Annotated in this window: 18 protein-coding genes, 1 tRNA gene and 3 pseudogenes; 11 read left to right on the forward strand and 11 right to left on the reverse strand. The window is 63.4% G+C overall.

Annotation, left to right across the window (positions count from 1 at the left end):
* The first annotated feature begins 33 nt into the window (after positions 1-33).
* Positions 34-966, forward strand: a complete 933-nt coding sequence (locus ACF0H6_RS02320) for an aldo/keto reductase (protein ID WP_395248306.1) — start codon at positions 34-36, stop codon at positions 964-966.
* Positions 967-1001: 35 nt separating this feature from the next.
* Here the strand turns inward: ACF0H6_RS02320 and ACF0H6_RS02325 are convergent, their stop codons facing one another.
* Positions 1002-1271 (reverse strand): hypothetical protein, encoded by a 270-nt coding sequence (locus tag ACF0H6_RS02325; protein ID WP_395248307.1) that lies wholly within the window; start codon positions 1269-1271, stop codon positions 1002-1004.
* 39 nt (positions 1272-1310) lie between these two features.
* Here ACF0H6_RS02325 and ACF0H6_RS02330 point away from each other — a divergent pair, with 39 nt between their 5' ends.
* Positions 1311-1544 carry a DUF5703 family protein gene (locus ACF0H6_RS02330; RefSeq protein WP_395248308.1) on the forward strand — a complete coding sequence of 78 codons (234 nt, stop codon included), beginning with the start codon at positions 1311-1313 and terminating at the stop codon, positions 1542-1544.
* An 18-nt stretch (positions 1545-1562) separates the two neighbouring features.
* On the opposite strand, the gene ACF0H6_RS02335 is transcribed toward ACF0H6_RS02330, so the two are convergent.
* Both ACF0H6_RS02335 and ACF0H6_RS02340 read right to left on the reverse strand, forming a co-directional pair.
* Positions 1563-2723, reverse strand: coding sequence for an acyl-CoA dehydrogenase family protein (locus ACF0H6_RS02335; protein ID WP_395248309.1), 1161 nt, complete (start codon positions 2721-2723; stop codon positions 1563-1565).
* A 10-nt stretch (positions 2724-2733) separates the two neighbouring features.
* Positions 2734-4038: a M20/M25/M40 family metallo-hydrolase gene (locus tag ACF0H6_RS02340; RefSeq protein WP_395248310.1), complete on the reverse strand. Its 1305-nt coding sequence runs from the start codon at positions 4036-4038 to the stop codon at positions 2734-2736.
* Positions 4039-4314: 276 nt separating this feature from the next.
* Between ACF0H6_RS02340 and ACF0H6_RS02345 the strand changes: the two genes are divergently transcribed.
* Positions 4315-4397: transfer RNA gene (locus tag ACF0H6_RS02345), tRNA-Leu, on the forward strand.
* Positions 4398-4636: 239 nt separating this feature from the next.
* Here the strand turns inward: ACF0H6_RS02345 and ACF0H6_RS02350 are convergent.
* The 3 genes and pseudogenes from ACF0H6_RS02350 to ACF0H6_RS02360 form a co-directional block, all read right to left on the reverse strand.
* Positions 4637-5549 (reverse strand): annotated as a pseudogene (locus ACF0H6_RS02350) (MaoC family dehydratase).
* On the reverse strand, positions 5546-6910 hold the full coding sequence (locus ACF0H6_RS02355) for a 3-oxoacyl-ACP reductase (RefSeq protein ID WP_395248311.1): 1365 nt from the start codon (positions 6908-6910) through the stop codon (positions 5546-5548). Before ACF0H6_RS02355 ends, ACF0H6_RS02350 begins: the two are co-directional and overlap by 4 nt.
* Before the next feature lie 5 nt (positions 6911-6915).
* Positions 6916-8286 carry an acetyl-CoA C-acetyltransferase gene (locus ACF0H6_RS02360; protein WP_395248312.1) on the reverse strand — a complete coding sequence of 457 codons (1371 nt, stop codon included), beginning with the start codon at positions 8284-8286 and terminating at the stop codon, positions 6916-6918.
* Positions 8287-8354: 68 nt separating this feature from the next.
* On the opposite strand from ACF0H6_RS02360, the gene ACF0H6_RS02365 reads away from it, so the two are divergent.
* Positions 8355-9077, forward strand: coding sequence for a TetR family transcriptional regulator (locus tag ACF0H6_RS02365; RefSeq protein WP_395249853.1), 723 nt, complete (start codon positions 8355-8357; stop codon positions 9075-9077).
* Between the two features lie 35 nt (positions 9078-9112).
* Complete coding sequence (locus ACF0H6_RS02370) at positions 9113-11215, forward strand: acyl-CoA dehydrogenase (RefSeq protein ID WP_395248313.1); 2103 nt, start codon at positions 9113-9115, stop codon at positions 11213-11215.
* Positions 11216-11351: 136 nt separating this feature from the next.
* Here ACF0H6_RS02370 and glgA read toward each other — a convergent pair whose 3' ends face one another.
* Positions 11352-12557, reverse strand: coding sequence for a glycogen synthase (gene glgA, locus ACF0H6_RS02375; protein WP_395248314.1), 1206 nt, complete (start codon positions 12555-12557; stop codon positions 11352-11354).
* A gap of 104 nt (positions 12558-12661) precedes the next feature.
* On the opposite strand from glgA, the gene glgC reads away from it, so the two are divergent.
* Positions 12662-14044 (forward strand): glucose-1-phosphate adenylyltransferase, encoded by a 1383-nt coding sequence (glgC, locus tag ACF0H6_RS02380; protein WP_395248315.1) that lies wholly within the window; start codon positions 12662-12664, stop codon positions 14042-14044.
* A 108-nt stretch (positions 14045-14152) separates the two neighbouring features.
* Positions 14153-15604 (forward strand): SDR family NAD(P)-dependent oxidoreductase, encoded by a 1452-nt coding sequence (locus tag ACF0H6_RS02385; protein WP_395248316.1) that lies wholly within the window; start codon positions 14153-14155, stop codon positions 15602-15604.
* Between the two features lie 81 nt (positions 15605-15685).
* On the opposite strand, the pseudogene ACF0H6_RS02390 reads toward ACF0H6_RS02385, so the two are convergent.
* The 3 genes and pseudogenes from ACF0H6_RS02390 to ACF0H6_RS02400 all read right to left on the reverse strand — a co-directional run bounded on the left by ACF0H6_RS02390 (position 15686) and on the right by ACF0H6_RS02400 (position 19088).
* Positions 15686-16536: pseudogene (locus ACF0H6_RS02390) on the reverse strand (transglutaminase N-terminal domain-containing protein).
* On the reverse strand, positions 16533-17459 hold the full coding sequence (locus tag ACF0H6_RS02395) for an alpha-E domain-containing protein (protein WP_395248317.1): 927 nt from the start codon (positions 17457-17459) through the stop codon (positions 16533-16535). The pseudogene ACF0H6_RS02390 and the gene ACF0H6_RS02395 overlap by 4 nt, the downstream one beginning before the upstream one ends.
* A 72-nt stretch (positions 17460-17531) precedes the next feature.
* On the reverse strand, positions 17532-19088 hold the full coding sequence (locus ACF0H6_RS02400; RefSeq protein ID WP_395248318.1) for a circularly permuted type 2 ATP-grasp protein: 1557 nt from the start codon (positions 19086-19088) through the stop codon (positions 17532-17534).
* 113 nt (positions 19089-19201) lie between these two features.
* Here ACF0H6_RS02400 and ACF0H6_RS02405 point away from each other — a divergent pair, with 113 nt between their 5' ends.
* The 4 genes and pseudogenes from ACF0H6_RS02405 to ACF0H6_RS02420 all read left to right on the forward strand — a co-directional run bounded on the left by ACF0H6_RS02405 (position 19202) and on the right by ACF0H6_RS02420 (position 23970).
* Positions 19202-20245 (forward strand): YeiH family protein, encoded by a 1044-nt coding sequence (locus ACF0H6_RS02405; protein WP_395248319.1) that lies wholly within the window; start codon positions 19202-19204, stop codon positions 20243-20245.
* Positions 20246-20249: 4 nt separating this feature from the next.
* A pseudogene (gene pepN / locus ACF0H6_RS02410) lies at positions 20250-22852 on the forward strand (aminopeptidase N).
* A 119-nt stretch (positions 22853-22971) separates the two neighbouring features.
* Positions 22972-23355 (forward strand): hypothetical protein, encoded by a 384-nt coding sequence (locus ACF0H6_RS02415; RefSeq protein WP_395248320.1) that lies wholly within the window; start codon positions 22972-22974, stop codon positions 23353-23355.
* 363 nt (positions 23356-23718) lie between these two features.
* On the forward strand, positions 23719-23970 hold the full coding sequence (locus ACF0H6_RS02420; protein WP_395248321.1) for a hypothetical protein: 252 nt from the start codon (positions 23719-23721) through the stop codon (positions 23968-23970).
* A 14-nt stretch (positions 23971-23984) separates the two neighbouring features.
* On the opposite strand, the gene ACF0H6_RS02425 is transcribed toward ACF0H6_RS02420, so the two are convergent.
* Positions 23985-25076, reverse strand: coding sequence for a biotin/lipoate A/B protein ligase family protein (locus ACF0H6_RS02425; RefSeq protein WP_395248322.1), 1092 nt, complete (start codon positions 25074-25076; stop codon positions 23985-23987).
* Positions 25077-25085: the final 9 nt, after the last annotated feature.

The following is a 25085-nucleotide window of genomic DNA, read 5'->3' on the forward strand; positions in this document are numbered from 1 at the left end:
TGAACGGGCCGAACTCCCCGTAAGCTATCAGCTATGCAGCAGCGTTACGTCGGCAACAGTGGGTTTCGGGTGTCCACCCTTTCGTTGGGCACCATGTCCTGGGCGGAAGAAACAGACGAACAGGATGCACGCGAGTTGCTCCATACCTTTGTTGCGGCAGGCGGCACCATGATCGATACCGCGGCCTCTTACGCGGGCGGACAAGCAGAGGCTCTTTTGGGCTCCATGCTGGGCGACGTCGTGGCCCGCTCGGAGCTTGTCATTTCCACAAAAGCCGGCGTCTCGACGTCGGACGGTCGCCGCAGGGTCGATGCCTCCCGCGGCTCCATGTTGTCCTCACTCGACGCCAGCCTCGCCCGCCTGGGAACCGACTACGTCGACATCTGGTTCGCCCAGGCATGGGACGGCAATGTTCCGCTGGATGAGACACTTTCCGCCCTTGACCTTGCACTGCGGACGGGGCGTGCACGGTACGTCGGTATCTCCAATTACAACGGCTGGCAGACAGCCAAAGCGGCCGCCGTCGCAGGATTCACCATCGTGGCCAACCAATCTGAATATTCTCTCTTGCACCGGAGGCCTGAAGACGAGGTGGTGCCCGCCATCGAAGACGCAGGCCTCGGACTCATGGCTTGGGGGCCGCTCGGCCGCGGAGTACTCACCGGGAAGTACCGCGGACAGATTCCCACCGAATCGCGCGCCGCCGAGGGACGCCTGAGCGGCTACGTCGAAAAGTACCTCGATGCGCGTGGCGGACGGGTGGTCGAAGCCGCAGCCATGGCCGCGCGTGGTTTGGGACGCTCCGCCGTCGACGTATCCCTGAGCTGGCTGCTCTCCCGGCCGGGCGTATCAACCGCAGTGGTAGGCGCACGGAACGCGGTTCAGCTGAAGGAACTGCTCGATGCCCAGCTGACTCCTCTCCCCGCCGAAATCTCGCGGGCGCTCGAGGACGTTTCCGCCGTCTAGGGCTGGCCCTACTGGCTGATCTATACTGGCTGGTCCTACTGGTCCAGGATCTCGAGTTCGTCTTCATCGAGGAGTTCGTTACTGTCCTCGTCGTCATCGTCATCGTCGTCGAACACCTGAAGTGGTGTGACTTCCGAGTAGGCCTCGTATAGTGAATCCTCATATACCTCAAAGGCATCTGCGACGGCGAAAAACGCTGCCTCTACAGTGGGATCTCCTTCGCCCCTGCGGGCGGAAGCGGCAATCAGGTGCTCTTCCAAGGCAGCTGTCAGTGACTGAAGCGCGACACGCGGATCGATGCTCATGACTTCACGTTAGCCCGAAAAAGACGAAAATGGAGAGGGATGAGAGAACAATTTCTAAGCAGCTCGGTGGAACGCCAACGGGACTATGCACGGCAGTACGAGTACCTCGTACTGACTGTCAGCCCTGACGATTCCCTGCCCGACGCGCGGCGTCGGCTCGTGGAACACTCCGAGTACGGCAAGTGGGAACTGGAGCGCAGCATCCTCTACATCGGCGGTGGCCGCCGTTTTTGGTTGCGCCGCAAAGTGCTCAACGTACAGCGCACCGTGTAGCGGATCCGGACTTCGAGTTCAGCCTTCGAGGGGGCCGAGCCACGCATTGGCGATGGTGTTGTGTGCCGATTCATCATTGGACGGATGGAAGATCCCGGCCAGGACATCGCGGTAGAGCCGTTCAAGCTCGGATCCGCGGAAGTAACTGGAGCCTCCGGAAACCCGGATTGCAAGGTCCACCATGGTCCGGGCGTTCTCCGTGGCGCGCACTTTGAGGCCGACGAACTTCGGAAACCAGTGGGCTCCATGGTCAACCAGGGCATCCACGTCACGGGCAACTGACGCCAGCTGGGTTTGGATGGCATCCATGGCCATGGCGCCGTCAGCAACCTTCCAGCGGATGTCCGGGTCTTGCGCGAAGCTCCGGCCTCCGTATTTGGCGGAAGTCCTGCGTTTGGCTGCCTCAACGGCCAGGGCGAACGCCCGTTCTCCGATACCCGTGTATACGGCGGCTAACAGGGTTTCGAAACACGCGAAGATCGCGAAGATCAGGGGATCCCCGTTCGGTCCCACGGGCAGTTTACGGAAGATGCGCTCCGGCGGTGCCACCGCGCCGCGGAGGACCGTAGTGTTGGATTGGCTGGCGCGCATGCCCAGCGTGTCCCAGTCATCCAGTGTTTCGTGGCCTGCGTCGTCGCGACGGATGAAGCCGAAGACCAGCTCACCCTCCCCCTGCCGCGCGTCGCTGTCCTTACCGAAAATCCCGAGGCGGGTCCAAGCCGGTGACAGGCTTGTGAAGATCTTCCAGCCGGTGAAGCTGTACCCGCCGTCGGGCAGCGGTTCAGCCGACGTGCCTGAGTCAAAGAGCATGGAGTCATTGCCGGCCTCCGAAATGCCAAACGCGAAAATCTCGCCTTGACCGGCTTCCTTGAGGACAAAACCGAGCGAATTGTCGCCGCGCTCCGCCAGGACATGCGCGACGCCGGTCCAGACGAGGTGCATGTTGACGGCCAACGCGGTGGCCGGAGCTGCCGTCGCAAGCCGCCGTTGAAGCGCAGCCGCCGCTTCGAGTCCGAGCCCCCATCCGCCGTCGGGCCCGGAGACGAAGATCTTCAGGTAACCGGCCGCGGCGAGCTCCGCCAGGTCCTCATGGAAGAACGAATTGTCCTGATCGTAACCGGCGGCGCGGATCTTCATGCGTTCCAGCAGTTCGTCCGGCAGGATCTCCTCGGGAGTCAAGGCATTCTCCTTAGTAGTTGCTGAGCAGGGTGTTCAGTACCCGTGCTCCGAACTGGAGGGAATCGGCCGGGACGCGTTCGTCAACGCCGTGGAACATCCCCGTGAAGTCGAGTTCGTCCGGCAACATGAGCGGCGCGAATCCGTAGCCGGTGATGCCGATCTTGCTGAGCGACTTGTTATCGGTGCCGCCGGACAGTGTGTACGGCAACACCTTGGCTCCCGGATCTTCCGAGTGGAGGGCATCGATCATCGCATCCACCAGGTTGCCGGCAAACGGAACCTCAAGCGACACGTCGTCGTGAACGTAGCTGACGTCCACGCCCTCTCCCGCGAGCCGCTTGATGGTTTCGAAGACGAGTTCCTGCTGGCCGGGCAGCGTGCGGCAATCCACGAACGCCTCGGCGGATTCGGGGATGACGTTGTGCTTGTATCCCGAGCGCAAGAGCGTGGGATTGGACGTGTTCTGCAGTGTGGCGCCGACAAAGCGCGCTACCGTGCCGAGTTCCTTCAGCAGGGTCTCGGGATCGTCCGGATTGAATTCGACGCCGGTCAGTTCAGTGACGCCGTCCAGGAACTGGCGCGTGGTGGGCGTGAGTTCGATCGGCCAGCGGTACTCCCCGATGCGGGTGACGGCTCCGGCGAGGCGGGTAATGGCGTTGTCCGTGTTAATCTGCGAACCGTGCCCGGCCCGGCCGTGTGCCATGAGCCGCAACCAGGAAATACCCTTCTCCGCAGTCTGGAGGAGGTACGTCCGCTGGCCGCCGATCGTCGCGGAGAAGCCACCCACCTCGGAGATAGCCTCCGTGGCTCCGTCGAACAACTCACGCCGGTGTTCGACGGCGTAGCGCGCGCCATAGTTGCCGCCGGCTTCCTCGTCCGCGAAGAAGGCGAAGATGATGTCGCGCTTGGGTTTGCGTCCAGTCCGGGCGAAATCGCGCATGACGGACAGGATCATGGCGTCCATGTCCTTCATGTCCACGGCACCCCGTCCCCAGATGAGCCCGTCTTTGAGTTCGCCGCTGAAGGGGTCCACGGACCACTGGTCTTTGAGCGCAGGAACAACGTCAAGGTGGCCGTGAACCACCAGGGCGTCGGCTGAAGGATCCTCACCCGCCATGCGCGTCACTACGCTTGCCCGGCCGGGAGCCGACTCAAAGATTTCAGCGTCCAAGCCAACTTCACTGATCAGAGCCGCGGCGTATTCGGCTGCAGCGCGCTCCCCCGGCCCAGAGCCGTCGCCGTAGTTGGAGGTGTCTATCCGGATAAGTTCCTGGCAGATCCGGACTACTTCGTCCTCGGGTCGGATATCAGTCATGGAACTCTCCTTGCTGGCTGGGATTCATGTACTCCGGCAGGCAGGCGTCGTAGTGCGGACGCTCCCGCGCGCTTCCCTCAGCCTACCCACCGGGTGCCGGTTTAGCCTTGCGTCTTTTCGTGTTTTGACCCGGATTGGCGCGGACTAATTGCCGGCCCCTGGCCTCGCTAGGAACCGGTTTTTTTATTTCCCAGAATCCGTGTTAGAGTTTTTCTCGCTGCTTCGGAGGAAAGAGAAGCGCCGAGAGGCGCAGAACGAAGGCCCCGAACACCACCTGCGCGGGTGGCGGAATGGCAGACGCGCTAGCTTGAGGTGCTAGTCCTCGAAAGGGGGTGGGGGTTCAAGTCCCCCTCCGCGCACAAATACAAGGTCCGGAATCGTAATGATTCCGGGCCTTGTTTGTTTAATATGAATTTGCAATTTCGGCAATTGTGCGGCGTTCATCACAATTATCAAAGTGACATTTCCGGAAATTCACTCAGGGCCACCGACCAGGCCCCTTCGAACGGCGACGGCGGCCACCCAAGTGGGCGGCCGCCGTCGTGATCGGTCCTTCAATGCTGAAACTGCAGCACTTGAAAACTACAGCGTTCGAAAACTACAGCGCAGTCACGGACCCGCTGAAGTGCTTCCTGCCGCTCCTTGGATTCCAGGCGACATAGTCCGAGCGCGCCCACGTTCCTGCCGCAGAGTGCACCGTGCCGATTTCGAGGGCCACCCGTGCCGGGAGGAACACCGGTGCTTCGAAGTTCACGTCCCAGCGGAATGCTTCAGACTTCACCGAACCAACGTCGGCCAAAGCCCGGGATGCAAGATACATGCCGTGTGCGATGGACCCCCGCAGACCCAGTGCCTTGGCCGAGAGGACGCTGAGGTGGATCGGGTTGAAGTCTCCGGATACCGCGGCGTAGAGGCGACCGGTATCAACACCGAGTTGCCACACGGCCGTCGGTGCCGGAGCCGTGAACTCTCCGGGGGCACCGGCCACCGTCGATTTGTCGACTCCCGGCAGGAACACGCTTTTGGCCAGGGTAGGTCGAAACGCCTCGCCACAGCATGTCCCCATCGCCGCTGGACCGGACCTCGGCCACAACGTCCAACTGGGTCCCGGCCCGGTGGCCGCGCATGTTCTCGGCCCAGGACCGGATGTCGAGCGCTTCGCTGAACTGCACCGCCCGCAACTGCTCCACACGGTTCTTCAAGTGGATCATTCCCAGCAGCGGAACCGGGAAGTCGTCCCGATTGAGCACGCTCATGGCGACCGGGAATGCCAGGGCGTGCATGAAGCCAGCCGGCAGAACGTCACTAGCCTTCTCGCCGATCAGGTGCTGGTATGCAGTCAGGTTCCCTACATCGGCCTGCACCCCGCGTACCTCATGACTCCCCCGAGGCAACACGTTGACCGCCTGGAACCCGAGTACCCTCCTGCGTGCCGCTGTGGCCGCCGCATTCACATACAGCTTCGAAAGCGATGGCAGGTCCCCCAAGATGAGCGGTTGTTCCGTAGTCATGCACCCACCAGGTTCTGTCCGCAGACCCTCAGAACTTCGCCGGAAATCCCGGCTGCTGCGTCCGAAGCGAGGAAGGCGATCGCCTCCGCTACATCGCCCGGTTGGCCGCCCTGCTGAAGCGAATTCAGCCGGCGGGCCACCTCCCGGGTAGCGAAGGGGATCCGTGCCGTCATCTCGGTCTCAATGAAACCCGGAGCGACGGCGTTAATGGATCCGCCACCCTCTGCCAGGAGCGGCGCAGTGGCGCGCACCATTCCGATCACCCCACCTTTGGAAGCGGCATAGTTGGTCTGCCCGCGGTTTCCCGCGATACCGCTCGTGGAGGCCACCGACACAATCCGGATGGCCTTCCCGAGCTGCTCGGAACCCAGCAATGCCTCATTGATTCTTAGCTGCGAGGCTATATTGACGCCGATGACGGAGTTCCAGCGGGCCTCGTCCATGTTGGCCAAAAGCCTGTCCCGGGTGATGCCGGCGTTGTGGATGACGATGTCCACGCCGCCATGGCGTTCGATGGCATGCTCGATGATCCGGGTCCCCGCATCCTCCGCCGTGATGTCCAGTTGGAGCGCAGTGCCGTGGACCTCATTGGCGACAGCAGCAAGGTGTTCACCTGCCGCGGGGATGTCCACCACCACGAGCCTGGCGCCGTCGCGGTACAGCGTCCGTGCGATCGCCGCACCGATTCCGCGGGCGGCACCGGTGACTACAGCCACCTTGCCCGCCAGCGGTTTATCCGCGTCGGCCGGAAGCCGGCCGGCGCCCGTGGTGACCGTCAGGAACTGTCCATCCACGAACGCGGATCGACCGGACAGGAAGAACCGCAGCGCACCCAGTGTGCTTGAGCTGGTGGTGCCGGCGCTGTCCGCAAGAAGTATGCCGTTGGCTGTTGCGCCGGCCCTGAGTTCCTTGGCGAGGGACCGCAGCAGCCCGTCAACACCCTGGCGCGCCGCGGCAAGAGCCGGGGCGGCCGCGGAAGCGGAGGTGCGGGAGATGGTGATGACTCGCGCACCACGCGCCAAGTCGCGGAGCGATTGTGCCGCCGTGAGGACAGGTTCAGCGAGACCTTCCGGGCGTTCGACGTCGTCGAGCACCAGGATGATCGCGCCGAGCTTTTCCTTGGGCAAAGCATTGCGCCGCACATCCAAGCCCCAACCCACCAGGGCAGCAGCCAATTCGTCCGCGCCGCCAGTGGTGCCCGCCGTCTTCCCGTTCCCGCTCCCCAGCAAGAGCACCGGACCGGGAACCAGCGGCTCTCCCGCCTTGTACCTCCTCAGCACGGCGGGCTGGGGCAGACCAAGCTTCTTGGCCAAATCCTTGCCGAAACCCTGACTGACAAATTGTGTGTACTTGTCCGTCATGCCGGCTACCGCCCTTCCGGAGCAGTGTATGCCTCAAGGATCGCGACGACGCCCTGTCCCCCGGCAGCACAGATGGAAATGAGGCCACGGGCCGGACGGCCATCAACAGGTCCGTTCTCGTGGAGCATCTTCGCCAGCGAGGCGACAATGCGTCCGCCCGTGGCCGCAAAGGGATGCCCTGCGGCGAGGGATGAACCATTGACGTTCAGCTTGGCGCGATCGATCTTGCCAAAGGCGCCGTCCAATCCCAAACGGCTACGGCCAAAGTCCTCGTCTTCCCAGGCGGCGAGCGTGCTCAGGACGGTGCCAGCAAAGGCCTCGTGAATTTCGAAGAAGTCAATGTCCTCGAAGGACAGCCCGTGGCGGGCTAGAAGCCGTGGCACAGCAAATGCAGGAGCCATGAGGAGCCCGTCCTTGCCGTGGACAAAATCGACGGCAGCCGCTTCACCGTCGACCACGACGGCCAGCTTGGGCAAGCCGCGGGCATCAGCCCATTCCTCGGTGCCCAGCAGCACCGTTGAGGCGCCGTCGGTGAGCGGAGTGGAGTTGCCGGCTGTCATGGTGGCCTCCGCCCCAAGACCCTTGCCAAAGACCGGCTTGAGGGTGGCCAGCTTCTCCATGGACGTGTCCGGCCTGAGGTTCGAATCGCGGCTCAGTCCGCGGTAGGGAGTCACGAGGTCGTCAAAGAAACCACGCTCGTAGGCTGCGGCCAAGTTGTGGTGGCTGTTGAATGCGAGCTCATCCTGGGCTTCGCGGCTGATCTTCCATTGGGCCGTGGTCAGCGCCTGGTGCTCACCCATGGACAGGCCGGTCCGCGGCTCTCCGGTGTTCGGGGCATCCGGAGCGAGGTCCTTGGGACGCAACCGCGAGAGAACCTTAAGCCGTTCAGGCAGGGACTTCGCCCGGTTCAGGTCGAGCAGGACTTCCCGTAGTCCCTCGCTGACTGCAATGGGGGCGTCGGACGCTGAGTCGACGCCGCCTGCGATGGCCGAGTCGATCTGACCGAGCTTGATCTTGTTCGCCAGGCCCAGGACGGTTTCAAGGCCGGTGGCGCAGGCCTGCTGGAGATCATATGCGGGCGTCTCGGCCGACAGCGCAGAGCCAAGCACCGCCTCGCGGGTCAGGTTGAAATCGCGGGAGTGCTTCAGGACAACCCCGGCTGCAACTTCACCGATCCGCTCCTCCTGGAGCCCGTAACGCGCGATCAACCCGTCCAAGGCCGCTGTCAGCATGTCCTGGTTGGAGGATTTGGTGTAGGCGCCGCCGGTCCGGGCAAAGGGGATCCTGTTTCCACCCACCACCACGGCCTTGCGCGGTGCGCTCGGGCCGGCGGGGGTTTCCTGTGGTGCGCTTGCGGAATGTGCTGCAGCAGGCATGCGTTTCTCCTCATGATCACGTCGGGTTACTGATACCCAGCGTACCTGATACGCTGAGTATCGTGAACATCCCCAGCCCAGCACTTTCTGCAGGCCACGACGGCGCGACCCAGCACCTCGCGGACGGCGAGGTTCCCGCCGTCGACGGCCGTGCCGCCCGCTGGCAGAACCACCGTGAGGAGCGTCGCCGCGAGCTGATCAAAGCCGCGCGCAAAGCGGTCCACGCACTGGGCAGCGACGCTTCCATGGAGGAGATCGCGACCGCGGCAAGTACATCCAAGTCTGTGTACTACCGGTATTTCGGGGATAAAGCCGGCTTGCAGCAGGCCATGGGCGAAGTAGTGCTGGGACAAATGCAACGGCGAATGAAAGAAGCCGCAGAGAGCGCGCAGACTCCCCGCGAAGGCTTGCTGGCCATGGTCTCCGCTTATCTGCAGATGGCAGAGTCCAGCCCCAACGTCTATGCGTTTATTACCCGGCTCTCGCAAGGTGAACCCTCAGCCCAGGACGCCATCGCCGCATCCGGGGCACTTGGCCACTTCTTCGAATCGATCACGGCGATGATTGCCCGGCCCATGAGGAAACACCTGGGTGCCGAAAAAGAAGCTCTCATCGATTACTGGCCCACGGCAGCCATCGGGCTGGTCCGCAATGCCGGTGAAATGTGGCTCGGCAGCCCCTCCTCCCCCGCGAAGCCCGACCACGCGACCATGGCGGCGCAGATCACCGACTGGCTGTGCGTGGGCATCGCCCCGGAACTCAAGACCAACTCCGCTGAATACCAGCAATGACTCATCGGTTATTCGGAACCAAAGAAGGAATCAACATGACTGAAGTAGTGGACCGCACCCGCCCCGGCACCCGGGAAACTGCCAAAGCACCTGAGGGCACCGGGCCCGCAATGCCCGGTGTTGACGTAGCGGAACTTGGTGAACTGCTGCTGGGCAAGTGGGCCCACATCCGCCGCGCCGCGCGCGACGTCGCCGGACGCCCCGAGGTACACAAGATCGAAGGTTTGACGCACACCGAGCACCGCAAGCGGGTGTCCGGGCAGTTGAAGTACCTCGTGGACAATAAGGCTGTGCACCGGGCGTTCCCGGCCAGCCTGGGCGGTTCGGACGATCACGGCGGCAATATCGCCGGCTTCGAGGAACTCGTCACCGCCGACCCTTCACTTCAGATCAAGGCCGGCGTCCAGTGGGGGCTGTTCGGTTCCGCCGTCATGCACCTGGGTAACGAGGAACACCACAACAAATGGCTCCCGGGCATCATGAACCTGGACATACCCGGCTGCTTCGCGATGACCGAAACCGGCCACGGATCCGATGTTGCCAGCATCGCCACCACGGCCAGCTATGACGAGGCCACCCAGGAATTCGTCATCAACACGCCGTTCCGCGCGGCGTGGAAGGATTACATCGGCAACGCGGCCACGGACGGCCTCGCCGCCGTCGTGTTCGCCCAACTGGTGACCCGAAACGTGAACCACGGGGTCCATGCGTTCTACGTTGAGCTGCGGAACCCGGACACCAAGGAATTCCTGCCCGGAATCGGCGGCGAGGACGACGGCGTCAAGGGCGGACTCAACGGCATCGACAACGGCCGCTTGCACTTCAGCAATGTACGGGTTCCGCGGACCAATCTGCTCAACCGCTATGGCAACGTGTCCCCGGAGGGCGAATACTCCTCTCCGATCGCCAGCCCCGGACGTCGCTTCTTCACGATGCTCGGCACGCTGGTGCAAGGTCGCGTTTCCCTCGACGGCGCCGCTGTGGCCGCGAGCAAGGTAGCCCTGACTACCGCCATCCGATACGCCACCGAGCGCCGCCAGTTCAACGCCTCCTCCCCCACCGATGAAGAAGTCCTCCTGGACTACCAACGGCACCAGCGCCGCCTGTTTAGCCGCCTGGCCACCACCTTCGCGGCGAGCTTTGCACATGAGCAGCTGCTCGAGAAGTTCGACGACGTCTTTTCCGGCCGGCACGACACCGACGCCGACCGGCAGGACCTTGAAACCCTCGCCGCAGCCCTCAAGCCTTTGAGCACCTGGCACGCGCTCGACACCCTTCAGGAATGCCGCGAAGCGTGTGGCGGCGCCGGATTCCTCATCGAAAACCGCTTTGCCTCGCTCCGCGCGGATCTGGATGTCTATGCCACCTTCGAGGGCGACAACACCGTACTTCTCCAGCTTGTCGCCAAGCGCTTGCTGGCAGACTATGCCAAGGAATTCCGCAATGTCGACTTCGGCATTTTGGCCCGCTTCGTGGTGGCCCAGGCGGCCGACGTCGCCATCAACCGCACCGGGCTGCGGCAAGTGGCGCAGTTCGTGGCCGATACCGGATCCGTCCAGAAGGCAGCCCTGGCCCTGCGTGACGAAGCGGGCCAGCGCACACTGCTGACCGACCGCGTGCAATCAATGGTGGCGGAAGTGGGCTCTGCCCTGAAGGGTGCAAACAAGCTTCCGCAGCACCAGGCAGCCGCACTGTTCAACCAGCACCAGGACGATTTGATCGACGCGGCCCAGGCACACGCCGAACTCCTGCAGTGGGAAGCATTCACGGAGGCCCTTCGCAAGGTCAGCGATCCGGGAACCCTTCAAGTGCTGACCTGGCTTCGCGATCTTTTCGGCCTCTCGCTCATCGAAAAGCACCTGTCGTGGTACCTCATGAACGGCCGGCTTTCCATGCAGCGCGGGCGCACGGTGGGTGCCTACATCAACCGGCTCCTCATCAAGATCCGTCCGCACGCACTGGACCTGGTTGAATCCTTCGGCTACGGTCCCGAGCACCTTCGGGCGGCCATCGCGTCCGGCGCCGAGAAGGAGCGGCAAGACGAAGCACGCGGCTACTTCCAAGCACAACGAGCCAGCGGAAAGGCTCCCATCGCGGAGAAGGCCGCCCTCGCGCATAAGGGGAGGAAGTCCAGCTAGCATCCCGCCGTGACCGGCCGGTAAACATTTGCCGAATGCTTAGCCGGCCGGGACTCCCTTCAACGGCCAGGACTCGCTTTAACCACGACGACGGCGCCACACCCCACGCGGGGAGTGCGGCGCCGTCGTCCGTTTTCTACCGAACTGACTCGAGGACTGAACGGTAGACCTCGAGGGTTGTTTCGGTAATCGATTCCCAGGAAAAGTGCTGCTCTGCCCGGACACGGCCTGCAGCACCCATGACCTTGGCGCGCGCAGGATCGGAGACTACTTCATTGAGGGCTGCGGCGAAGTCTGCGACAAACTTCTCCGGATCCAGGGGGGTTCCGGTTCCGTCTGTGACCTGTTCCAGCTCCACGAGGAGTCCCGTTTCGCCGTGCTGGACCACTTCGGGAATTCCACCGGTAGCGCTCGCCACGACGGCGGCACCGCACGCCATGGCTTCGAGGTTGACGATGCCGAGCGGCTCATAGATCGACGGGCAGGCGAAGGCAGTGGCATGACTGAGGACCTGGATGAGCTCGTGGCGGGGAAGCATACGCTCAATGAGCAGCACACCCTCGCGCTTGCTCTGCAGTTCCTCGATAAGCCGCGCGGTCTCAGCAGCAAGTTCCGGCGTGTCGGCCGCGCCCAAACACAGCACCAGTTGCACGCCCTCCGGCAGGCTCGCGGCCGCCCTCAGGAGGTAAGGAACACCCTTCTGGCGAGTGTTGCGCCCTACGAAGACCACGCTTGGCTTGGCGGGATCGATGCCAAGCGCGCGGATCGCGTCTTCGCCTTCGTCCGGCTGCCACATCTCGACGTCGATGCCGTTATGGACCACGCGGACCTTGGCGGGATCCACGTTCGGATAGCTGCGGAGGATGTCCTGCCGCATGCCGTGCGAGACCGCAATGATGGCTGCTGCGGCTTCGTAGGCGGTTTTTTCAACCCATGACGACAGGGCGTAACCACCGCCCAGCTGCTCTGCTTTCCAGGGCCGCAGAGGTTCCAGGCTGTGGGCACTAAGCACATGGGGAATGCCGTGCAGCAGCGACGCCAAGTGGCCTGCCATGTTGGCGTACCAAGTATGGGAGTGGACCAGGTCCGCTCCGGCGATGTCCGGCACGATGCGCAAATCCACCCCGAGCGTCTGGAGAGCGGCATTGGCCGCCCCCAGATCTTCCGGTGTGGAATACGACGTCACCGTCGCCCCGTGGAACTCTGCATCGCGGGGCGCACCAAAGGCCCGCACCTGCAGCTCCACGTGCTTCGCCAAGACGCGGCTGAGCTCGGCAACATGTACGCCGGCCCCTCCATAGATTTCGGGTGGAAACTCTTTAGTCACAATGTCTACGCGCACGCTTCCTAACGTAGTCCTTCCGGAGTATGTGTTCTAGTGTGAAAGGGTCCGGCAACCCGGGCTTTTTTCGGGGGCTACAAAGACGTACAGGGAGAGCAAACACCATGGCGTTGAAGAAAGTATTGTCAATAGTGTTGGCTGGCGGCGAAGGTAACCGCCTCATGCCACTGACGGCAGACAGGGCCAAACCTGCAGTGCCGTTCGCGGGGGGCTATCGTTTGATCGATTTCGCTCTCTCGAATCTGGTCAATTCCGGGTACCTGCAGATCGTGGTGCTGACTCAGTACAAGTCGCACAGCCTTGACCGCCACATTTCCGAGACTTGGCGCATGTCCACCCAGCTGGGGAGATATGTGGCCTCGGTTCCGGCACAGCAGCGCGTGGGCAAGAGCTGGTTCCTTGGCAGCGCCAACGCCATTTACCAGTCCCTGAACTTGATTCACGACGCCGACCCCGACATCGTCGTTGTGGTCGGCGCGGACCACGTGTACCGCATGGACTTCAAGCAGATGGTGGATCAGCACATCGCCAGCGGGGCCAAGGCCACCGTGGCGGCCGTCCGCCAGCCGCTGAACATGGCCAACCAGTTCGGGGTCATCGAAGTCGACAAGAACGATTCCCAGAAGATCTCGGCGTTCGTCGAAAAGCCCGCTGAAACGGAAGGCCTCGCCGCCGATCCCTCGCAGTTCCTTGCCTCCATGGGCAACTATGTCTTTGACGCCGATGCCCTGGTGGAAGCCCTTCGCATCGATGCGGAGCGCCTGGACACCAAGCACGACATGGGCGGCGACATCATCCCCTATTTCGTAGGGCAGGGCGAAGCCGGCGTCTATGACTTCACGCTCAACGACATTCCCGGATCCACCGATCGGGACCGTACCTACTGGCGCGACGTAGGTACTATCGATTCCTTCTATGACGCCCACATGGACTTGATTTCGCCGGTCCCCGTGTTCAACCTGTACAACTCGGAATGGCCCATCTACACCCGGCAGAGCATTTCACCGCCGGCCAAGTTCGTCCGCGGCGACAACAACACGGTTGGCACGGCCTTGGACTCGATTGTGGCCAGCGGCGCAGTGATTTCAGGCGGGATCGTCGAGGGCTCGGTCCTCTCCAACGACATCTATGTGGGCACGGCCAGCAGGATCCAGGATTCGGTGTTGATGGATAAAGTTCGCGTAGGCGAAGGCGCTGTGGTGTTCCGGTCAATCGTCGACAAGAACGTCAAGATCCCCGCTGGTGCGGCCATCGGACTGGATGCTGACCTGGACCGTGCCCGCGGTTTCAAGGTCACGGAATCGGGAATCACGGTGCTCTCCAAGGGCCAGCTGGTGCCCGAGCCGGATGCCGCCGAACTTGCCTTGGCGGCCGATTACCGGCGCTCGGTACCCCAGGCGATCAAGGCCGCGACGGAAAATTTCCCGGACATCCGGGATTCCGCAGAGAAGGTCACGAAAATTCAGGCTACCTCGGTAGAGGTCTGACCGGACCACACAGAACGAGATCAGCCCGGGCCTCCCCGGTGGCACCAGGCGTCCAGCCTGGGGCCACCGGGGAGGCTTTGCTGTTCCCGACCCTGTAAAATTGAGCCAATGAGCCCCGCCGATTTGACGCCTGAAGAGATCCAGGCCTGCCTCAAGGTCTTGAATACCATCCACGCCTACGACGAGGAGCACCCAGACTACGTCGCCATCCGGCGTGCCACGGGGAAGATGTTCAAGGCCGTCAAACGCCACCGCCGTGTGACCAAACGGGACGAGATCGCCGAAGCGGACCGCGCAGTCCTCGCGATGACTGCCACCGCAGCCCCGGACAGGATCGACGACGAGACCCGCGGCAACAAGCTCGCAACGTCTGCCACCGGTGAAATCGCGGGCCACCTCCTGCGCTCCAGGCCGTGCTACATCTGTAAGCAGCACTACACGCAGGTAGACGCGTTCTACCACCAGTTGTGCCCTGAATGTGCAGCCTTCAGCCACAGCAAGCGTGACGCCCGGACCGACCTCAGCGGCCGCCGCGCCCTGCTCACGGGCGGGCGCGCCAAGATCGGCATGTACATCGCCCTCCGCTTGCTCCGCGACGGCGCACACACCACCATCACCACCCGTTTCCCCAAGGATGCGGCGCGCCGCTTCGCCGCCATGGAGGACAGCGGGGACTGGCTGCACCGGCTCAGGATTGTGGGGATCGATCTCCGTGATCCTTCACAGGTCATGGCCCTCACCGACTCACTCAACGAGGCCGGTCCGCTCGACATCATCATCAACAACGCCGCCCAGACAGTCAGGCGTTCCGGGAATGCGTACAAGCCACTGGTAGATGCCGAGGACGAGCCGTTGCCGGAAGCCCTTCAGGCAGCCAACGGCGGTCCGGAACTGGTCACTTTCGGCCACGCCCACGACAAACATCCCCTGGCTATCACCCAGAGTGTCACGGAACATCCGGTGCTGGCAGGCGATGCGATTACCTCGCTCGCCTTGTCCGCGGGATCGGCATCGTTGGAGCGCATCGCACAGGGCACCGCGATCGACGCCGGCGGCTTGGTTCCCGATCTTGCCTCCATCAACAGCTGGACCCAAGTGGTGGACGAAGTGGATCCTTTGGAGCTGCTTGAGGTTCAGCTGTGCAACGTCACGGCACCGTTCCTCTTGGTCAGCCGGCTGCGCGGTGCCATGAAACGCTCCACGGCACACCGCAAATACATCGTGAACGTCTCGGCCATGGAGGGGCAATTCTCCAGGGCCTACAAGGGCCCCGGGCACCCGCACACCAACATGGCCAAGGCCGCGTTGAATATGATGACGCGGACCAGCGCGCAGGAAATGCTGGACAGCGACGGCATCTTGATGACCGCCGTCGACACCGGCTGGATCACCGATGAACGCCCGCACTACACCAAGGTCCGGCTCATGGAGGAGGGTTTTCATGCGCCGCTCGACCTGGTGGACGGCGCCGCACGCGTCTACGACCCAATCGTCATGGGAGAAAACGGCGAAGACCAGTTCGGCGTCTTCCTAAAGGACTACAAGCCCTCCCCCTGGTAATCGAGCAAGCCACGCGAGTTTGTGTACAGCTCGTGTCCCCTAAAGCGAAGCTTGAGGGGCATTAGCTGTACACAAACTTGGCTAAGCGAGCCGGGTGATCTCTACCGTCACTGTGAGGCCCGAGCCGCCGCCCCCGGACAGGATCCCCTTCAGCGGGGGAACGTCGCGGTAGTCCCGGCCGCGCGCAACCGTGACGTGGAGGTCGCCGGCAGGTTTGTGGTTGGTGGGATCCCAGCTCCGCCACTCGCCGTCCCACCATTCGAGCCACGCGTGGGATTGGCCCGCAACCGTTTCACCGATCTCGGCCGAAGGCCGCGGATGGATATAGCCCGACACGTAGCGGGCCGGAATACCGCAGCTCCGCAGCGAGCCGATGGCCAGGTGGGCAGGTCCTGGCAGACCCCTTGACGCTGGCTCCAGGCCTGTTCGGCGTTGGTTGTGACGCCCGTAGTGCCCTTCACGTAGCTCATCTCGCCACGCATCCATTCGAAGATGGCCATGGCAGTCTCGTGCGGGTTCTTGCCGGCGACAACAGTGGGAATGATGCCCAAGACTTCCTCCCCGGGGCCGCTGAGCTGCGATTGGGGCAGCCAGTCGCTGAACTGGTCACGGATCTCGTCCGAGGCCATCACCTCCCAACCAACAATCTCCTCGTCAAGGGCCACCCGCTCGACCCGGTGGACCTCGACCGTGGTGGTAGCCACGACCTCCAGACGCTCATGCGGCATCTGCATATCGAATCCAGTCACACGGGTGCCCCAATAGTCACGATAGGTGCTCACGGCGGCTTGCGACGGCGTGATCTTCAACGAGGATTCAAGAACCACCTGCTGCGGATCGGTCAGCGGCGTCATGCGTGCCTCGTTGTAGGACAGGGTCACGCGGCGGTTGTATTTATAAGCCGTCTTGTGGACGATGCTCAGCCGGGTCATGAAACTTCTCCCACCCAGGCCAGTTCATCCGCCTGATTGAAGTACTTACGGGAAATCGCGTCGGACGCCTGCGTGACAGCCTTCTGGACCCTGTCCATGTGTTCTGGCAGCTCGGACATGAGATCGTCAGTGCGGTGGAACTCGAGGAAAGTGCGTGCCTGGCCAACAATCCGCCGGGCGTCATTGATGAAGCCCACCCGCTGGGCCGAGGGGTCCAGCTTGGCAAGGCACTCGTCGGCATCGCGCAATGCGAAGACGATAGAGCGTGGGAACAAACGGTCCAACAAGAGGAACTCGGCCGCATGCTGGTCGCCGAATGCCGCACGACGGGTCCGCAGGAACGATTCGTAAGCGCCGGCACAGCGCAGCATGTTCACCCAGGACATTCCCGCGGACAGGACATCCCTGGTGGACAGCATGCGCGCGGTCATGTCGGCACGTTCAAGCGAGCGGCCCAGGGCCAGGAAGAGCCAGCTTTCATCGTGGCTCACCGTGGTGTCCGCGAGGCCCCTGACCATCGCGGTGCGTTCCAGTACCCAGTTACAGAAGCGGTAGGTCCCCACAACATCTTTACGGTGCTGGTTCAGCCCGTAGTACGTGGTGTTGAGGCTCTCCCACAGCGAGGACGACACAGTCTCGCGTGCGCGCCGGGCGTTCTCCCGTGCGGCGCCCAACGACCCCGCAATGGACGTAGCGCTGGTCTTGTCATAGGCGAGGGCGTGGAGAAGCTCCGGCAAGCCGAACTCTTCGCTCTGCGGACGCGCGCCCATGACGGCCAGGAGTTCCCTCGCCACACTGCGCTGCTCTTCGAGCGGAAGATGGTTCAGCCGTTCGAGATGGACGTCCAGGATTCTGGCCGTCCCATCGGCGCGCTCCACGTAGCGGCCGATCCAGAAAAGCGATTCAGCAATACGGCTCAGCATGGGGCTGTGCCTCCTTCGGGTCCTGCGTTGTGGCGATGAATGAATCCGGTCCGGGCACCATGGCGTAGCCGGTCACTGCTGCTGGTCCGATTGGCGATCCCGCCAATTGCTTTCGACAGGCCAGACCGAGACCTGTTCGCGGATGGTGATGGCGGACCGCGGGAGCTCAGCGGCAGGCAGTTGCGGGGAGTCCGAGAGCACCCAGGTGTCCTTCGAGCCGCCGCCCTGGGAAGAGTTCACGATCAGCGAGCCTTCCTTCAAGGCCACACGGGTCAGACCGCCGGGCAGCACCCAGACGTCGTCGCCGTCGTTGACCGCGAAAGGACGCAAGTCCACGTGCCGCGGCCCGAACCGGTCTCCCGAAAGGGTGGGCACCGTGGAGAGCTGCAGTACCGGCTGGGCGATCCACCCGCGCGGATCCGCCAACACCCGCTTCCGCAAAGCGTCCAGCTCTTCCCGTGAAGCATCGGGACCAATCACCAGTCCCTTGCCGCCGGATCCGTCCACCGGCTTGACTACCAGCTCCTCGAGGCGGTCCAGGACCTGCTCGCGGGCTTCCTTCTCCTCCAAGCGGAACGTCTCTACGTTCGCGATCACGGGCTCTTCGTGCAGGTAATACCGGATCAGGTCAGGCACATAAGAATAAACCAGCTTGTCATCTGCGACGCCGTTCCCCACGGCGTTCGCAATGGTGACCCCGCCTGCCCTGGCCGCGTTGACCAATCCGGGACACCCCAACATCGAATCGGAACGGAACTGCAGCGGATCCAGGAACTCATCATCAATCCGCTTGTAGATCACATCGACGCGCTGTTCGCCGGCGGTGGTCCGCATGTACACGCGGTTGCCACGGCAGATCAGGTCCCTGCCCTCCACCAGTTCCACGCCCATCAAGCCCGCGAGAAGCGTGTGCTCGAAATAGGCGCTGTTGAACACACCGGGGGTCAACACCACCACCGTGGGGTCGTCTACGCCCGACGGCGCCGTCTTCCGCAGTGCCGAAAGCAACCGGCGCGGGTATTCCTCAACAGGGCGGATGTGCTGCTGCCCAAACGCCTCAGGTAGGCCTTTCGCCATCGCACGCCGGTTCTCCAGCACATAGGACACTCCCGAAGGCACCCGGACGTTGTCCTCCAACACCCGGAACGTGCCCGCGGCATCGCGGACAACGTCGATGCCGGATACGTGTACGCGCACGCCGCCGGCCGGTTCGAACCCATGCACCGCACGGTGGAAGTGGGCACTCGTTGTCACCAATGCCCGCGGCACTACGCCGTCAGCGACCACCGCCATCCGCCCGTAGACATCGTCCAGGAAAGCCTCCAACGCGCGCACGCGCTGCTTGACCCCGCGCTCAAGCACATCCCACTCATCAGCCGGAATCACCCTCGGCACGATGTCCAACGGGAAGGGCCGTTCCTCCCCCGCATAATCGAAGGTCACGCCCCGGTCCAGGAAGGTCCGCGCCATCGACTCGGCACGCGCGCTGACATCGGCGAGCGAAAGCTCGCGGAGTGCGCCGTCCACCTGGCCGTACGATTTTCGGGCAACGGTGCCTGGGGCGAACATCTCGTCGTAGGCGCCGGAACGGGCGGCGGCTTCGGAGTAATCCCGGAATAGCTCTGACATGGGATTCAGACAATCACCTTTTCGATTACGAACGCATTTCGCGTTCTGCATGTTGCGACACCAAGTGTGAACCCGGTTCGCATTTCAGCGCTTGCATGTATCAAGGTTGACGAATGCACCCCCAACGTTTCCCGTTCCCCGTCTCCCGATGGGGAGCCGGGATTGTCATGGCAGTGGCAGCCACTGGACTTGCCTTCATTGTCCATGCCCTGCTTCCCCCCATCCCCGCCATGACAGCCGCTGTAGCGCTGGGTTTGCTAGCTGCAAATATACCGGGCACGGCGGCATGGGCTGCCGGACGCGCCCGCCCGGGCCTGGACTTCGCCGGTAAGCACCACATGCGGGCTGGCGTCGTGCTGCTGGGCTTGAAGGTCAGCGTCGTCGATGTCCTCGATCTTGGCTGGTTTTCGCTCGTCCTGATTGCCGGCGTCGTGCTCCTCAGTTTCGCCGGCACCTATGGGCTGGCCCGCCTGGTGAAGCTTCCCAGCGAAGGCGCCCTCCTGATAGCAACCGGCTTCTCCATCTGCGGCGCCTCTGCCATCGGAGCCATGGCCGCGGTGCGCCGCATCAAACACCAGGACACCGTTCTGCCCGTTGCCCTGGTGACCCTTTGCGGCACTCTCGCCATCGGCGTCCTGCCCCTGCTCATGCACCCCTTGGGATTGAGTCCCGAACAATTCGGAGCGTGGACGGGCGCTTCCGTGCACGACGTCGGTCAGGTAGTAGCGACCGCTCAGACTGCCGGTCCGGTGGCACTGGCGCTCGCCGTCGTCGTGAAGCTGACCAGGGTGGTCCTGCTCGCCCCGATTGTTGCCGGAGCGGGCCTCGCGCAACGGTGGTCCATGCGGCGGAAGTCCCGAAATGGCATGGAGGCGAACGACGACGGCGGTAAGTTCCCGCCGATCGTTCCCGTTTTCGTCGTCGGGTTCATCGCCATGGTGGCCCTGCGTTCCTTGGGCTGGCTGGGCCCGGGCGTGCTGGAGGCCGCGGGAGGGCTCCAGGACATACTGCTCGCCTCCGCTTTGTTCGGGCTGGGCTCCGCGGTCCGTGTGCGCACTCTGCTGCACACCGGTGGCCGCGCCGTACTGGTCGCCCTCGGCTCCTGGTTCCTCATCGCGCTGTTGGGCTTGGGCGCGGTCGGGCTCATGATTAGATAGCTTGGTGTCGAATCACAACCTGTCGCGCGCTGAAGCCGCCACCCGTTCAAACCTGATCAGCACCCACAGCTACGATGTCTCGCTCGACATTCGCGAAGCCGCCGACGCCGGCATACCGGGGTACACGAGCCGCAGCGTGATCGACTTTTCCGCCAACCTGGTTCCTCCACGTTCTTGGACTTCATTCACGGCGGAGTGCACAGCGTCTTCCTCAACGGAAAAGGCCTGGACGTAGCCGAGGTAGTGGTAGGCGACAGGATCCAGCTCGACAACCTCCAGGCCGAAAACCAGGTCACCGTCACGGGAACCGCGCTCTACAGCCGCTCCGGCGAGGGCATGCACCGCTTCGTGGATCCCGCCGACGGTCAGTGCTACCTCTACACACAATACGAACCTGCCGATGCGCGCCGGGTGTTCGCGAATTTTGAGCAGCCGGACCTGAAGGCCGAATTTACTTTCCACGTCATGGCACCTTCCGGCTGGAAAGTTGCCTCCAACGGCGCCGAGGAGGCCAGGACACAGCTGACGAGCGATCCGGCCACCAGCCGCTGGGACTTCGCCACTACCAAGCGGATTTCCACCTACATCACCACCGTCCTGGCGGGTCCGTACTACCAGGCAAACGACCACTGGAGCAAGACGCTCGACGGCGGCAGCAGCCTTGAGGTTCCGCTGGCGCTCTATTGCCGCGCATCCATGCAGGAGTCCTTCGACGCCACGGAGCTTTTCCGGTTGACGAAGAACGGCTTGGACTTCTTCAACGACCTCTTCGACTATCCATATCCCTGGGGCAAATACGAACAGGCGTTCGTGCCCGAGTACAACCTCGGTGCCATGGAAAATCCCGGGCTGGTCACGTTTACCGAAAAATACGTCTTCACCTCGCGGGCCACCGATGCCCAGTATCAGGCCCGGGCCAACACTTTGATGCACGAAATGGCCCACATGTGGTTCGGCGACCTCGTCACCATGACCTGGTGGGACGATCTGTGGCTCAAGGAATCATTCGCCGATTACATGGGGACCCTCGGCGTGGACAAAGCCACGGACTGGGACAGCGCGTGGGTGAATTTCGCGAACAAACGAAAGTCCTGGGCATACCTGCAGGACCAGTTGCCGACAACCCACCCCATTGTTGCGGACATCCCCGATTTGGAAGCAGCCAAGCAGAACTTCGACGGCATCACTTACGCCAAGGGAGCATCTGTCCTCAAACAACTCGTCGCTTACGTTGGTTTCGAGGCGTTCATCGCTGGCTCGCGACGCTACTTCAGGGATCACGAATACGGCAACACTTCCCTGGCCGACCTTCTCGGAGCACTGGGCGCCGCGTCGGGCAGGGACCTGGGAACGTGGGCCCGTCAGTGGCTGCAGACTTCAGGGATCTCCACCGTTGCGGCCGACATCTCCGAGGGCAACGGTGTCATGGAGGCGGTCACCCTTCGCCAAGACTCCGTGGACCCCATCACGGGCAAACAGGAGCACCGCCCGCACAGGCTCAGGCTCGGTCTTTACAACTTCGACGACGGCGGCGGACTGGTTCGCACGGAGAGCATTGAGCTCGACGTCGAAGGGGCCGAAACCACGGTTGAGGCACTGGCGGGCAAACCGCGTCCGGCGCTCCTGCTCGTCAACGACGACGACCTCAGCTATGCCAAGGTCCGCTTGGATGCAGCGTCTGAGGCGACAGTTCGTTCCTCCTTGGACCGCCTCGGCGATCCCATGGCCCGGGCACTGTGCTGGACGGCGCTGTGGGATTCAGCGCGCGACGCCGTTACACCGGCGGCGCTGTACGTCACCGCCGTCGAGCTCTTCGGCCCTTCCGAGCCGGGAATCGGCGTGCTGCTCAACATTCTGGGCAACGCCGTGACTTCCGTGGAACGCTACGTCCCGGCTTCGCAGCGCGATGCGGTACGCCGGAGCCTCATGGAAACAAGCGCGCGGCAGCTGCGCACGTGCGAGCCCGGTTCGGACCAGCAGCTTGCCTGGGCGAGGACCTTGGCGGAGTTGTCGCGCCATGATGGCGCCTACGTCGAACTCCTGCGGGGCATTCTCTCCGGAAGCGTCACCGTTGACGGACTGACTGTGGATGCGGATCTTCGGTGGAGCCTGTGGCAGGCACTAGCAGCCAACGGCGCGGCCGGGCTAGCGGAACTGGATGCCGAACTTGCCGTGGACCACACCGCGTCCGGACGCGAAGGCCATGCCCTGGCCGCAGCGGCCCGTCCCGATGCAGCCGTCAAGACGGCCGCATGGAATGCCGCAGTCAACGACACCGGGCTCTCCAACGAGACCCTGAGCGCGACGATCGCAGGCTTCTCCCTTGCTCCCGCCGGTCTGCTGGATGGCTTCGTCGAGCCGTATTTCGAATGCCTCGAGAAGGTCTGGCAGTCCCGCAGCATCGAGATCGCAGGCCGGATTGTGCGGGGCCTGTTCCCCGCAGCCCAGGATCTGCAGGCCGGCATGGCTCCGGCGGATCACCCTGTGCTTCGGCGTACTGACGATTGGCTCGACGCCCACGCCGATGCTCCTCGCGCGCTCCGGCGGATCGTCATCGAGCAGAGGAGCCACCTGTTCCGAGCCTTGGCGGCTCAAGCCGCCGGATAGCGTGCAGGCCGGCGTTGCGAGGCCGGCGTTGAGCTCGGGGTTGAACCTCGGAGGTGCCGGGAGCGTCTTTAGTTGCAGGCCGGGCGCTCCACCCCGGGCCTTCCCTGAGGAGGTTTACAATGACGTTTCCCCGCCCCGTGTTTGCCATCGCAGCACTGGGCAGCAGCCTTTTGCTGGGAGCCTGCTTCGGCGGACAGCCCGCCGCTCCAGCGCCCTCGCCGACTATCGCCAAGACTGTCCCCGCACCGGGCACGCGCTCCCAGCCACCGTCGCCGAGTGCCCCCACGAACAGTCCAGTCCCGCCCCCGACGACGACCCCAGCGGCACCGCCGGTGGCGCCGCCCGCCGTCGTGGTGCCTCCCGTGAAGGCGCCTGTGCCCCAGGTACCTGCTCCTGCGCCCGCTCCACCCCGGATGGTTCCGCCACCCCCGCTGCATCCAAATGGAGGCGACCGCGACGGTGACGATCGCGGCGGACCGGACGACGGCGATGGCAACAAGTAGCGCGCGCCCCGGGCAAACGCTGCTCGTCCCGCTTTCCTTGATGGCGGCGACCGCAATCCTGGGAACCGCAGCCTGCAATGGCACGGCTCAAGGCGCGAAGGCAACATCAGTCCGGTCGGCAGAAGCACCGTTCGCGTGGTTCAAGGCGGTTCCTGCACCCGCTGGCTGGAAAACCATGGAACTTCCGGACGGCACCGGGATACTCGCGGTCCCGCCCGAAGCGAACCCGGCGGAGAGCGACCCCGGCAGCGTGTCCGCCGTCGTCGCGTCTTCCACGGGCGAACTGCGGATTTACTGCTTAATGCCACGCCAAGGCAGGGCGACGAGTCGCTGGATACCTGGACCACTTTCAGGCTGGATCATTTGGCGGACGAGAACTCCTCACCGCCAAGCCAAATCGCAGGCCTAACCGGAATGGCGTTCCGCGGCGGCACGGGTTCCTGCGTGGATGACAGCTACGTGACCCATGTCGGCAACAACCGCTACCGCGAGATTGCCTGCCTCGTTTCAGGCAGCCACGGGATCAGCGTCCTCATTGTGGCTGCTCCCGCCGATTCCTGGGCGCTCTACAGTCCGGTCCTGGAACAGGCAGTGAACTCGTATCAGGCCGGGTGAAAAGAGGGCGGGGCCTATGGCACTCGGTGCAGCCATTCCTCGGTACCGAACTTTGACTGCACCCGCTCCCGGGCTGTTGCCAATTCGGCGTCGGTGATGCTGGACTCCGTCGCGCCGTAGCGCTCTGTGAAGACTTCCTGCATGGCTTTGATGATCTCCGTCCGCGCCAGGCCGGTTTGCCGGCGAAGTGGATCGACGCGCTTCTTTGCACTGCGGGTGCCTTTGTCGGACAGCTTTTCCTTACCGATGCGCAGGACCTCCACCATCTTGTCGGCGTCGATGTCGTAGCTCATGGTGACGTGGTGCAGCATGGCGCCGTTGGCGAGGCGCTTTTGCGCGGCGCCGCCGATCTTGCCTTGCTCAGTCGCGATGTCGTTGAGCGGGACGTAAAACGCCGTAATGCCCAGCTTTTCCAGCGCAGCCATGACCCAGGCGTTCAGGAAGGCGTAGGAGTCGGCAAAGCTGATCCCGTCCACGAGGCTCTGCGGCAGGTATAGCGAGTACGTGATGCAGTTGCCTGCCTCCATGAACATCGCTCCCCCACCACTGACGCGGCGGACCACCGTGATGCCGTGGCGTGCGACGCCGTCGGGATCGATCTCGTTGCGGAAGGACTGGAAGCTGCCGATCACCACTGATGGCTCTTCCCAGTCCCAGAAGCGCAGGGTCGGGTTGCGAAGTCCGGCGCCGACTTGCTCGGTGAGCACCTCGTCCAAGGCGACGTTGAGGTGCGTTGGAAGCACCGACGGCGGGATGACCTCCCATTCGTGGTCTGCCCAGCCGCTTGCCTTGGACAATGCCCTGCGGACAGCAACGGCGACGGCGTCGGCGGAAAAGCCGAACAGGACCGTGTCGGCAGGCAACGAGGCGGTGACGGCAGCGGAGATCTCTGCCGGCGTCGAACTGTCCGGAAGGCCTTCCAGCGCCGCGTTGATATCCTGCAGCGCCTCATCCGGTTCCAGGAAGAAGTCGCCGCTCAGAGAGACATGCGCGAAGTGCGCGTCCACGACGTCGAGGTCTACCACCACCAGTTTTCCGCCGGGGACCTTGTATTCGCCATGCAGGCGGGGGACGTTGTCGTGCGGTAGAACGGGGCTGGAAGTCATGGTTTCCAT

It is taken from the genome of Arthrobacter sp. NA-172 (assembly GCF_043952055.1).
In the GTDB taxonomy this organism is placed as follows: Bacteria; Actinomycetota; Actinomycetes; order Actinomycetales; family Micrococcaceae; genus Arthrobacter.

What these genes read in the sequence shown, in the direction of transcription:
- ACF0H6_RS02320 (WP_395248306.1), top strand. Translation starts at nt 34, where the DNA reads ATGCAGCAGCGTTACGTCGGCAACAGTGGGTTTCGGGTGTCCACCCTT.
- ACF0H6_RS02325 (WP_395248307.1), bottom strand. Translation starts at nt 1,271, where the DNA reads ATGAGCATCGATCCGCGTGTCGCGCTTCAGTCACTGACAGCTGCCTTG.
- ACF0H6_RS02330 (WP_395248308.1), top strand. Translation starts at nt 1,311, where the DNA reads ATGAGAGAACAATTTCTAAGCAGCTCGGTGGAACGCCAACGGGACTAT.
- ACF0H6_RS02340 (WP_395248310.1), bottom strand. Translation starts at nt 4,038, where the DNA reads ATGACTGATATCCGACCCGAGGACGAAGTAGTCCGGATCTGCCAGGAA.
- ACF0H6_RS02355 (WP_395248311.1), bottom strand. Translation starts at nt 6,910, where the DNA reads ATGACGGACAAGTACACACAATTTGTCAGTCAGGGTTTCGGCAAGGAT.
- ACF0H6_RS02360 (WP_395248312.1), bottom strand. Translation starts at nt 8,286, where the DNA reads ATGCCTGCTGCAGCACATTCCGCAAGCGCACCACAGGAAACCCCCGCC.
- ACF0H6_RS02370 (WP_395248313.1), top strand. Translation starts at nt 9,113, where the DNA reads ATGACTGAAGTAGTGGACCGCACCCGCCCCGGCACCCGGGAAACTGCC.
- glgC (WP_395248315.1), top strand. Translation starts at nt 12,662, where the DNA reads ATGGCGTTGAAGAAAGTATTGTCAATAGTGTTGGCTGGCGGCGAAGGT.
- ACF0H6_RS02385 (WP_395248316.1), top strand. Translation starts at nt 14,153, where the DNA reads ATGAGCCCCGCCGATTTGACGCCTGAAGAGATCCAGGCCTGCCTCAAG.
- ACF0H6_RS02395 (WP_395248317.1), bottom strand. Translation starts at nt 17,459, where the DNA reads ATGCTGAGCCGTATTGCTGAATCGCTTTTCTGGATCGGCCGCTACGTG.
- ACF0H6_RS02400 (WP_395248318.1), bottom strand. Translation starts at nt 19,088, where the DNA reads ATGTCAGAGCTATTCCGGGATTACTCCGAAGCCGCCGCCCGTTCCGGC.
- ACF0H6_RS02405 (WP_395248319.1), top strand. Translation starts at nt 19,202, where the DNA reads ATGCACCCCCAACGTTTCCCGTTCCCCGTCTCCCGATGGGGAGCCGGG.
- ACF0H6_RS02415 (WP_395248320.1), top strand. Translation starts at nt 22,972, where the DNA reads ATGACGTTTCCCCGCCCCGTGTTTGCCATCGCAGCACTGGGCAGCAGC.
- ACF0H6_RS02425 (WP_395248322.1), bottom strand. Translation starts at nt 25,076, where the DNA reads ATGACTTCCAGCCCCGTTCTACCGCACGACAACGTCCCCCGCCTGCAT.